Source organism: Streptomyces sp. NPDC046122 (assembly GCF_056429965.1).
Genome location: NZ_JBWKLQ010000026.1, coordinates 26,421 through 35,427, shown reverse-complemented (window position 1 = coordinate 35,427; position 9,007 = coordinate 26,421). Strand labels below are relative to the sequence as shown.

The 9,007-nt window shown below is 67.9% G+C and carries 10 protein-coding genes and 2 pseudogenes; 5 read left to right on the top strand and 7 right to left on the bottom strand.

All coding sequences use genetic code 11. From position 1 onward, the window contains the following. Positions 1-198: 198 nt before the first annotated feature. Positions 199-927 (top strand): annotated as a pseudogene (locus AC07FK_RS33390) (transposase). 571 nt (positions 928-1,498) lie between these two features. On the opposite strand, the gene AC07FK_RS33385 reads toward AC07FK_RS33390, so the two are convergent. Then, positions 1,499-2,125, bottom strand: a complete 627-nt coding sequence (locus AC07FK_RS33385; protein ID WP_479108660.1) for a hypothetical protein — start codon at positions 2,123-2,125, stop codon at positions 1,499-1,501. A gap of 118 nt (positions 2,126-2,243) precedes the next feature. Then, positions 2,244-2,720, bottom strand: coding sequence for a hypothetical protein (locus AC07FK_RS33380; protein WP_479108659.1), 477 nt, complete (start codon positions 2,718-2,720; stop codon positions 2,244-2,246). A 35-nt stretch (positions 2,721-2,755) separates the two neighbouring features. Between AC07FK_RS33380 and AC07FK_RS33375 the strand changes: the two are divergent. Next, positions 2,756-3,526 (top strand): annotated as a pseudogene (locus AC07FK_RS33375) (transposase). Positions 3,527-3,577: 51 nt separating this feature from the next. Here the strand turns inward: AC07FK_RS33375 and AC07FK_RS33370 are convergent. Genes AC07FK_RS33370 through sigJ form a run of 3 tightly spaced genes read right to left on the bottom strand, consistent with a single transcriptional unit; the run spans position 3,578 to position 5,705 of the window. Next, positions 3,578-4,168 (bottom strand): IS630 family transposase, encoded by a 591-nt coding sequence (locus AC07FK_RS33370; protein ID WP_479108658.1) that lies wholly within the window; start codon positions 4,166-4,168, stop codon positions 3,578-3,580. Further along, positions 4,165-4,701, bottom strand: coding sequence for a winged helix-turn-helix domain-containing protein (locus AC07FK_RS33365; protein WP_479108657.1), 537 nt, complete (start codon positions 4,699-4,701; stop codon positions 4,165-4,167). The genes AC07FK_RS33370 and AC07FK_RS33365 overlap by 4 nt, the downstream gene beginning before the upstream one ends. Positions 4,702-4,754: 53 nt before the next feature. Further along, the gene (gene sigJ, locus AC07FK_RS33360; protein ID WP_479108656.1) at positions 4,755-5,705 is read right to left on the bottom strand and encodes an RNA polymerase sigma factor SigJ; all 951 of its coding nucleotides are present in this window, start codon (positions 5,703-5,705) and stop codon (positions 4,755-4,757) included. 171 nt (positions 5,706-5,876) lie between these two features. Here sigJ and AC07FK_RS33355 point away from each other — a divergent pair, with 171 nt between their 5' ends. The 3 genes from AC07FK_RS33355 (at position 5,877) to AC07FK_RS33345 (ending at position 7,409) form a co-directional block, all read left to right on the top strand. Further along, the gene (locus tag AC07FK_RS33355; RefSeq protein ID WP_479108655.1) at positions 5,877-6,281 is read left to right on the top strand and encodes a hypothetical protein; all 405 of its coding nucleotides are present in this window, start codon (positions 5,877-5,879) and stop codon (positions 6,279-6,281) included. A 451-nt stretch (positions 6,282-6,732) separates the two neighbouring features. Beyond that, positions 6,733-6,927 (top strand): hypothetical protein, encoded by a 195-nt coding sequence (locus AC07FK_RS33350; protein ID WP_479108654.1) that lies wholly within the window; start codon positions 6,733-6,735, stop codon positions 6,925-6,927. 335 nt (positions 6,928-7,262) lie between these two features. Next, positions 7,263-7,409 carry a hypothetical protein gene (locus tag AC07FK_RS33345; protein WP_479108653.1) on the top strand — a complete coding sequence of 49 codons (147 nt, stop codon included), beginning with the start codon at positions 7,263-7,265 and terminating at the stop codon, positions 7,407-7,409. Between the two features lie 363 nt (positions 7,410-7,772). Here AC07FK_RS33345 and AC07FK_RS33340 read toward each other — a convergent pair whose 3' ends face one another. Both AC07FK_RS33340 and AC07FK_RS33335 read right to left on the bottom strand, forming a co-directional pair. Continuing rightward, positions 7,773-8,156 (bottom strand): VOC family protein, encoded by a 384-nt coding sequence (locus AC07FK_RS33340; protein WP_479108652.1) that lies wholly within the window; start codon positions 8,154-8,156, stop codon positions 7,773-7,775. 95 nt (positions 8,157-8,251) lie between these two features. Continuing rightward, a complete protein-coding gene (locus tag AC07FK_RS33335) occupies positions 8,252-8,839 on the bottom strand; it encodes a hypothetical protein (protein WP_479108651.1) in 588 nt (195 codons plus the stop codon). Between the last annotated feature and the right edge of the window lie 168 nt (positions 8,840-9,007).

Sequence of the window (9,007 nt, the reverse complement as noted above, 5' to 3'; positions counted from 1 at the left end):
GGCTCCGCGATCTCCCACAGTCCGTCCGGAACAATCCAACTCCACGTACCCCGCCCCATGCCGAGTCCAACGAACCAACACCACATAGGACACGGCCTAAGGACGTTCTCTGATGACCACCGGCAGGGCCCTCGAAATCGAACAGTGAGCTCGTGCCCGCTGTCCCGACTTGACGGCTTGGCGCCGTGAGGTGTCTGGATAGGCCCGTTCACCGGGCTGAGCCCTCGCCTGTTCGGCAAGCTGGTGACCGTACTACGGCGCGAGGGTGCTGATGCGGTCCGCAAGGGCCGGCCGTGGAGCCTCCCGCTGGAGGACCGGGCTCTGCTGGTCGCGGCGTACTGGCCACCAACTTGACTAGGCGCCAGCTCGCCCCGCTCTTCGGGGTGTCCAAGTCGGCAGCGGCCGCATCATCGACCACCTCGGACCGATGCTCGCGCTCCAACCCCGCAAACGGTTCGCCAAGGACACCGTGCTCATAGTGGACGGCACCCTGGTCCCGACGCGGGACCACGCGGTGGCGGAGCAGTCCAAGAACTACCGGTACTCGACCAACCACCAGGTCGTCATCGACGCCGACACCCGCTTGGTCGTTGTGGTCGGCCAGCGCCTGCCCAGCAACCGCAACGACTGCAAGGCATCGGAGGAATCCGGCGCCAAGCCGCCGTTGGCAGAACACTCACGATCGCCGACGGCGGCTATCCCGGCACCGGGCTCGTCATACCCCACCGCCGACGCAAGGGCGAAGACCTTCCGGACTGGAAGGAAGCACACAACAAGGCCCACAAGCAGATCCGCGCCCGCGTCGAGCACGTCTTCGCGCGTATGAAGACCTGGAAGATCCTCCGCGACTGCCGCCTCAAAGGCGACGGAGTCCACCACGCCATGCTGGGCATCGCCCGGATGCACAACTTCATCCTCGCCGGATAGACGAGCGGCCCGTACGACGGCCAACGACCCGAGGCAGCTCGGAGATCATTTGCGGGACAGCTCTTAGGAGCTGGCCCATCACCTGCGGGTGTGGCCGTCAACTACATGGACGCGCTGTTGCTTGGCGAAGGCCCCTGCGAGTGCGGGCACCCGTCCGTCACGATCACCGCGACGCCGGCGCCCTGGACTTGGCGCGGGTGGTGCCGTTGAGGACCTGAAGGTCGGGTGCCCACGGCCGACCCGCAGGGTCTGCAGTGGTGCTTGCCCTGGACCACCCTTGTGTGCACTTCACTCTCGCGAGTTAAGGGGGGATCCGTGACTCGTCAAAGAGCCTCTGAAGGGTCAGGGGGTGGACCCGTCGGCGGCCGCCTGTCAGGTCACTGGGGCGCTGGTAGGATCGGCGCTCCCCCGGAGATCATTGCTCCGTTCGGAGCAGCATGAACGGCTGTCGAAGCTGGCGTGGAGCCCACCCCAAGCGCCATCTGCCGCCCCGGTTGTCGGCCGCACGGAGAAGGGCCTGAGCAAGGCGCAGCGCGGTGTCCCAGTCCTGCCTGCGCCGCAGGCCAGCGCCTCAGGCGGCGAACGGGTCGGTGTGGCCGGGCAACTGCTGCCCCGGGCGCAAGAATCGCTGGCCGCCTCGTTCGTCGCGCACCGCGAGGAACCCGGCGTCCGTCAGCCGCTGTGCGATCTTCCCGCGGCGGACCGCGCCCACCGTGAACGCCACGGTGCACAGCAGCGCGACCGCCCCGCCGGAGGCGACCGCTTCGACCGGCGACTTGTCGTCGATGAGCAGGAGGACGGTCAGGACCGCGCAGGCGAGGTAGACCATAACCTTCTGGCTTCGGCCGGCGACGTACAGGGCCATGACGTCGAAGGTGACGAGATCCTTCAGCACGGCCACGGCAGCGACCGCTTCGGGGAGCGGCTTCAGCGAGCCCTGCTCCAGCCCCGGCACTGTCCCGCCGTTGCCCGCCTGCGGATGGGCGGCGATGGTGGCCGCCTCGCGCACGCGCGCGTCAGATCGCGGGTCCCGGTACATCCGGACCTGGACGAGCGAGTTCTTGAACCCGGTCCTGTAGGCCATGCCGTATGTGTAGCCGTACTGCTCCGCCACGTGCGCCAGGGCGGCCGCCTTCGGCGTGGTGCCCTGGGGGGCGATCTCGACGATGTCCTGCTGACGGGCGATCTGCTGGAGCATTCCCGCTATGTGACGTTCTACGGACATCCTGTTCCCCACCCCCTGGGACCCCGCGACCGGGGCCGACCGGCGTACAGCCTAAGGGTTGTCCCGTAATAGATCTTGGTGGCGAGGTGGACTACCCCATGACCTCGCGGGCCGCGTCGAGAAACGCCGATCGGTTGCCCTCCAGGTAGTCCCGCACGCTCTCACCGTCGGGCAAGCCATGCCACACGGTCCTGTTGAGGTCGAGGAAGTGCGCGTGTGCGGCGTCATGCACGGTCAGGGGGAACTGGATGCGGAGAAGCCGATCCGCGACCCACAGCTTGTTCATGACGTCCTGGGTCGTGAGGTACCAGTCATCGGTGTCCTCCCACTCTGACGGCCGGGTATAGGCGCAGCGTTCCGCCTCTGCCGAGACCTCGATGAACCGCTCCAGCAGCGCCAGCCGTTCCGCGCGCCGGGTCTCCGACAAGGCGATCCGCTGCCGTTGCTGTTCGGCACGTTCCGCTGATTGCTGAGTCCTGTGCTGGACGAGGTAGGACAACACGCCGCCGAGGACAACGCCGCCCAACGATATGAGGGACACCCAGACCTGACCTGCCATGACGATCATCTTTCCATAGCGTCGATCTTTGAGACGATCTCGTCGTGGCTGGTGTGATCACGGCGTCCGAGCCGTCCTGGATAGCCCCGTTCACCGGGCTGAGCCCACGTCAGTTCGGCAAGCTGATCATCGCGCTACGGCGCGAGGGAGCGGATCCGGTCCGAAAGGGCCGGCCGTGGAGCCTGCCGCTGGAGGACCGGGTGTTGCTTGTGGCTGCGTACTGGCGGACGAATCTGACCCTGAGGCAGCTAGCTCCGCTGTTCGGCATCTCGAAGTCCGCAGCCGACCGCATCATCGACTACCTCGGCCCGTCGTTCGCGCTCCTGCCGCGCAGGCGGTTCCGCAGGGAAGCCGTACTGATCGTGGACGGAACCCTGGTGCCCACCCGTGACCGCACGGTCGCTGAGCAGTCGAAGAACTACCGGTACGCAACCAACCACCAAGTCGTCATTGATGCCGGCACCCGGCTCGTGGTCGCCGTCGGCCGTCCTCTGCCCGGCAACCCCAACGACTGCAAGGCGTGGGAGCTATCCGGCGCGAAGGCCGCCGTCGGCCGTACCACGGTCATCGCGGACGGCGGCTACCGGGGCACCGGCCTGGTCATCCCGCACCGCCGCGAGCGCGGCCAGGCTGACTCCCGGCCTGGAAAGAGGAACACAACGCGTCCCACCGCAAGGTCCGCGCCCGCGTCGAGCACGTCTTCGCCAGGTTGAAGGGATGGAAGATCCTCCGCGACTGTCGCCTGAAAGGCGACGGCGTCCACCATGCCATTGCTCGGCATCGCCCGCCTGCACAACCTCACCCTGACCGGGTAACAGTGAAACGGGCTGGTCAGTACCATGCGTAGATCATTTACGGGACAGCCCTTACTGATCTTTTCGTAAGTTCGGTGGGTGTGGTGGGTGGATGGTCAGGCCGGTGTGGGCGAGGAAGGACCATGGCAGTTGTGGGTTGTGGTTGATGCGGTGGATGCCTTGCTCGGTGGCGTCGGCGACATCGGCGAGGTGGTCGCCGGCGAGGTTGGCGAGTTCACGTTTCTTGAGTGAGGACCACAGCAGCTCCACCGGGTTCAGCTCGGGTGCGTAGGCGGGTAATCGCTCCAGGGTGAGCCAGTCCTGGCCGGCGACCCAAGCCCGCATCGCCCGGCTCCCATGGGCGGACAGGCCGTCCCAGACCAGGACCACCCGCTCGCCGCGGTAGAACACCTTCATCCGCTTCAGGACCTCGATGAGGGCGGCGGTGTCGTAACTGCCGGGCTTGAGATGGAAGCATAGGCGGGCCCCTCGATCGGGGTCGGTGGAGTGGTATCCCAGGGCCCCGGCCATCGACGCCCGCTTCCAGTTCAGCCGGTGCCGCAGCAATGGGGTCCGACCTCGGGGTGCGTAGGTGCGGCGGATCTGAGGCAGCAGGGAGACGCCTGATTCGTCGAGGAACACGATCCAGGCACGTGTGTTCACGGCCCCTTTTTGATCCGCGGCCACTCGTGCGCGATCCAGCGGGCGATCTCCGACTCGTCCCTCTCGACCGCCCGCCGCTCGGGCCGCTGCAGACTCCATCCGAGCCGGCCGGTCAGCAACCGCCACACCGACGCCCTCGACAGCACCACTCCCGTCACCCGCTCAACGACCGCGCCAACTCGCTCCAGGGTCCACAGGTCGGCCTCGAAACCATGGGCTTGTGCTCCTCTCTCCAATGCGGCCCGGACGGTCTCGACCTGGGCGTCGTCCAGCTTGGGCGGGCGACCGGTGGCCGCACGCCGCCGCAAGGCCGAAGCACCACCCTCCTCCCATGCCCGCCGCCATCGCCGCACGCTCTCGGCGCACACCCCCACCGCCCGCGCGATCTCCGCATTCGAGACACCGTCCTCGAACAACTCGACCGCCCGAACACGACGCGCCTCCGCCAACTGAGGTCGCGGCAAACGGAGGAAGGGCGGCGCCGGCCGCAGGGGGCGAAGGTCGATAAGCCACCCTGACAGCCTCCCACCCACACCGCCACCACACCCACCGAACTTACGAAAAGATCAGTAAGGCAGACGCCACATCAACTGTGTGCGCTCGCGGTCCATGGACGGAGTTTCTCCGGGTTGCGGACAGCCCAGATGCGCGCGATACGGCCGCCAGTAGCGCTGAACGCGGCCACAGTCACCGTGACGCCGCCGTGCTGGGCGACCAGACCGGGTTGGCCGTTGACCATCCGCTCGAGAAGCGTCAGCCCAGGGGCCTTGTCGGCGATGTGGATCAGGTACTGGGCGATGCGCTCACTGCCCTCGACCGGGCGGAGGACGGTGCCGACCAAGCCGCCGCCATCGGCGGTCATTGTGGCGTCGGGGTCTAGGAGGTCGACGAGGGCCCTGATGTCCCCTGCCTCCCACGCCTCTTTGAAACCCCGCACCAGAACGGCCTGGCCGGACGGTACAGCTACGGGAGCCTGGGTGGCACGAATGCGCCGACGGGCCGAGGACGCCAGCTGCCGGCAGGCGGCCGGCGTCCGGCCGACGACATCGGCGATCTCGGCGTAGGGAAACCGGAAGACGTCGTGCAGGATGAACGCCACGCGTTCGGCCGGCGTCATCGCCTCCAGTACGACAAGGAAGGCCATGTTCACCGACTCGTCCAGGGTGACCTGGTCGGCGGGGTCGGCGAGGTCTGAGCCGCCGCCCGCCCGCCAGCCGAGCCACTCCGTACGGTCGGGCAACGGCTCCGGTATCCATTCGCCGACGTAGCGCTCGCGCCGGACCCGCGCAGAGCCCAGCACGTCCAGGCAGATGCGGCCGGCCACCGTCGTCAGCCAGGCCCCGGGCGACTCGATGGCTTCCTGCTGCGGTCGCGACAGCGCGTACCAGCGGCTGTAGGTCTCTTGCACAGCGTCCTCGGCCTCCGCCAGCGAACCCAGCAGCCGGTAGGCAAGATTCATCAGGTGTCGCCGCTCACCGACGATCTCGCTCAGGGCCGGCTCGGACCGGTCATGGCGAAGTTCGGATGGGGTGATCATGCTCGCGACGGCTCCCTGGTTCTTCTCGTCCGATTCCGCTCTCGCCACTTCGACGAGACACCGCCCCGGACATGTGAGTCGGCACTCGGCCTCACATTTCGCGGCCCCACATCGTCGGAGTACCAGGACACTACCGATCCACCGCCGCGAGGCAGAAGAGGAGGCCACGTCATGGCCACACAGACGACAGCCGTACAGGGCAAACTTGCGTTCCTGCAGGCCGCGATCGCTTTGCAGACGGTGTCCCTGTTCTTCCAGGCGGTAACCGCCGGGATGCTGCTGTCCTCGTCCTACGGTGCGGTGCTGCACGACGTCGGATCGCGTGTGATGTACGGCGCGTCCATGGTGTACGTGCTCGCCGCTGCGCTGGCCTGGAGGCCGGGCGGCGGTTCGCCCCGCCCCGTTCTGTACGCATCGGGCTTCCTCGTACTCGCTTCTGTGCAAGTAGTGCTGGGCATCGCGCACATGCCGTCGCTCCATGTCCCCCTCGGTGCCCTGATGTTCGGCTTGAGCGTGCTGGCGCTCGTCCACGTGTGGTCCCGGCGAGTGCCGGACCGCTCCGGCACTCGGCCATGACCTCCGCATCACCCGCCGATTTTTTGCGCACGCCCACCGAGCCCGACCGGGATGCCGACCGGTAGGCGGCCATGTCGATCGACCGAGCAGGTCAACCCTGTGCAGAGCGACTTCGCGGGCCCCGCGTCGAGGGTCCGGAGCTCCGGAGCCGAGGCCGCCCACTTCGGCAGCTACTGCACCACCGCTGCGCCGTTCTCCCGGCAGCTCAGGCGGGCGGGCCTGGGCATTCCAATGAGGGGCGGCGACGGTGTGTTCGACCAGCAGTACGTCACGCCCATCCGAAGGCCGACAGCGACCTCGCCACCCACATCGGCGTCCCCGCGAGGACCTGGCGAGAGGGGAGACCTTCCTCGCGCAGTGCCGGAAGGCGGGGTCTCCGGAGGCGGCCGGTGCGTACGGCCCCTACGCGTACAACGCTGCCTGGGCCGTCATCGAGGCGGTGAAGGCCGTCGTGGCGTCCCACGGGGGTCTGCCCGAGGACGCTCGGAGCAAGATGCCGCAGGCGGTGGCGACCCTGAGGTTCGACGGCGTCACGGGTCACGCGGCCTTCGACCGGTCCGGCGACACGGTCGACCGCCGGCTGACGGCCTACGAGGTGAAGGACGGCAGCTGGACGACCATGAACAGCGGCTCCCGCACACCCTGACCCGTCCCGACGGACGGGCCGCGATCGCCCGGTCCGACACCTGAGGCCCCTCCACGAGCACTCGGCGCAACGCGCCGGCGGCATGGTTCGCCCATGAAGCCGTGCACGGTTCTGGTCGGCTCTCGTCCTCAGTGTGCAGGAACTGCTGCGCACACCCGGCGCTGTGCGCAAAGGACCTGCGGTCACCGGAGCTCGGCGTACGTGGGCGAGGCGGGGTGGGAGCCGCTATTCGAATCACCGGAGGCGGCCCTTCAGGTGATAGCCGGGCCCCTGACGAGCCGGTCCCCTGTCCCAGGGGTACGACGACTCCGCACGTGCGGAACCCCGCCACCCCCGTGAGGATCTCGACCAGCGTCTTCCAGGACCGGGCCGGTGCCGAGGAATCGGTGGCGAGGGCAGCGGACTTCGTGCGGGACAACCTTGCGTCCCTGCTCCCCAACCCACCTCAGGTCATGTCCGGTGAGGTCGTCGCTATCGCGTAAGACCGCTCGGGCCGGTACGGACGGTCCGGCTCCGATGAGCCGAGCCGTCCTGTGCGAGGCTCTCTGACCAACGGGCCGGGATAGGAGGCGGGCGCGTACGACGCGAGTCAGCCGCGTCCAGAGCAGGCCGCAAACCGCGCTCCGCACGCAGGTAGGGGGTCCTGCGCCAGTACAGCGGCGAGGTCGGGCTCCAGATCGCCTCGGCCGGCCCCTGCGTGACGTGCCGAAGGGGCCGGGTCCGGGGCGAGCTCGCGCAGCGTCTCGGCGGACAGGGGCGCCTGGTCCTCGACGAGCAGCGCGCGCAACGCCGGCGAGTGGCTGTGACCACCTGCCGTACAAGCCCGCTAGGACGGCGCGTGAGCGTCAGGAGTTCATGGCCGCTCGGTCGGAGTCACTGCGCAGAACACAGAACTCGTTGCCTTCGGGATCAGCAAGGACGGCCCAGCCCGAACCATCAGGGCTCCGGTGATCAGCGACAAAGGTGGCACCGAGGCCCATCAACCGTTCCACTTCCTGATCTCGCGGGGTCTCAGGGCGCAAACACAGATGGATCCGGTTCTTGATCGTCTTGACCTCGGGCACCTGGTTGAAGTGCAGCACCGGCCCCTCCATCAGCAGCACCTGGGTCTCCCGAGCGCCCGGTCTGTCCTCCGGATGCAGCGGACGACCAGTCACCCCGCTCCAGAACCGGGCCAGCTCGTAGGCATCCGCACAGTCGATCGCCACGTTCTGCAATACCGAAACCATGCGTGCGAGCCTGCCTCATCTTCACTCCAAACGCCACCGAGCTGCCCTCAGCCTTCGCGCACAACTCAGGGTCCCGGCAGCACCTTCGATACGCCCTAGAAGGGAGGTTGCCAGCCGCCCCAGGGCGTCTCGTGGTCGGGCGGTGGCCAAGAACCCGTTTCGCGTGTACGGGGCCACGGACGGCCCACCCACTCGCACTCCGGAATCGCGCCTTCCCAGTCGTCGGTACACCGGTCGGCCCAGGCCCGACCCACCATGACCGGCCGGGTCACCACGCGGCCGGCGACCTCCTGCACCCGCACCGCCAGACCGAGTCCGTTGGCCCCGGGGTTCCCCCGCGGACCGTAGGACACAGCAATGACCTCGCACCTGTCCGCGTGCGAGAAGAAGCGCTCCAGATCAGCCGGGGCACAGGCTGTCAGCTCCCGTCCCCACAGCTTCACCTGAGGCCCGTAAGCCGCATCGACCGCGACACAGAACAACTGGCCGTCGACGAAGTACGCGTACACGGCAGGCTCCGCACGGCCCGTGCCGTACTCCACGCCGAGGATCTCCCGAAAGGCGGGGTCAGCCTGAAAGCGACGCAGCTCAGTCATACCCGGCAGCGCTGCGGTCACTTCAGTGGTGCTCATGCCGAAGTACAGCGGCCCGACGCCTTCCAGTGGCATCAGGTCCCAGTCCAACCGCGCCGCCCCCCTCACCACACCACCTCCACCCGTCCCCGCTCACACACCGAGCCGCACCGATGCCCGGCCCTCGGCGTCCCCCCGCATTACACCAAACTCAAGATCGTTCACGGGACAGGCGCCCGTCACCAGCGCCGCGAACCGATCCGCAACACGCTCAGAACT